The 914-nt window shown below is 48.2% G+C and carries 1 pseudogene; it reads left to right on the top strand.

The features are described 5' to 3' along the window. Positions 1-914 (top strand): annotated as a pseudogene (locus tag R7E78_RS25115) (methyl-accepting chemotaxis protein); the annotation flags it as partial.

The raw sequence follows: 914 nt of genomic DNA, 5'->3' as shown, positions 1-914 counted from the left end.
AACTTCTCGATTGGGCTTTCACCCTGGCCGTGACGAGTTTGGCACCATTGGCTGCGCACTAGATAAGTCGATGGATACATTAAGCGAACTGGTCAATAGCGTAAAAGAAAACGCCAATACGCTAAGTGAAACATCATCTGCATTTGAACAAGACATGAAACTGAGCGAGACACAGATTACGCACCAGTACCAAACTCTTGATTCTGTCGCAACCGCAATGGAAGAAATGACGGCGTCTGCCAAAGAGGTTTCGAGCATCTCTCAACAAGCGACCATGCAATCGGATCAAGATGCACAAAAAATAGAAACGAGCCGTAGCCGAGTACCGCACGTTATTGCTGAGATCGAAACCTTGTCGAGCTACATCTAGCAAGCTTCTTCATCAGTCACCAACTTAAATGAAAACACTACGCAGATTAATGATGTCATCACGACCATTAATGCAATTTCTGAGCAGACCAACCTGTTAGCTCTCAATGCCGCTATCGAAGCGGCTCGCGCAGGCGAACAAGGCCGCGGTTTTGCCGTTGTAGCCGATGAAGTCCGAACGCTGGCAAGTCGTACACAACAAGCCACGGTAGAGATACAAGCCATGATTGAGAAGCTGCAATCGGAAAGCCAAAACATCGCTTCGATTACTGGCAGAACGGTCAAGCAAGCCCAAACAAGCAGCCAGTTGATCGATGAAATTGGTCAAGATGTTACAGCGATTGCGGACTCGGCTCGTTCATTGATGGACATGAGCATTCAAATCTCCACTTCCGCGGAGGAACAAAGTGCGGTTGCGAATGATATCGCCTCTGAGCTTGCTGATATCCGTACTCAGTCCAGCACAATTCGAGAGGTGGCGGAGCAGTCTACTGTTGGTGTCGCGAACTTAACCAAAGCGTCGGTTTCACTCGGTGAAGTATTAG

This window comes from Vibrio sp. YT-19(2023) (genome assembly GCF_033337395.1).
Note: the sequence above shows the minus strand (reverse complement) of the source record. Positions and strands in the feature narration are given on the sequence as shown.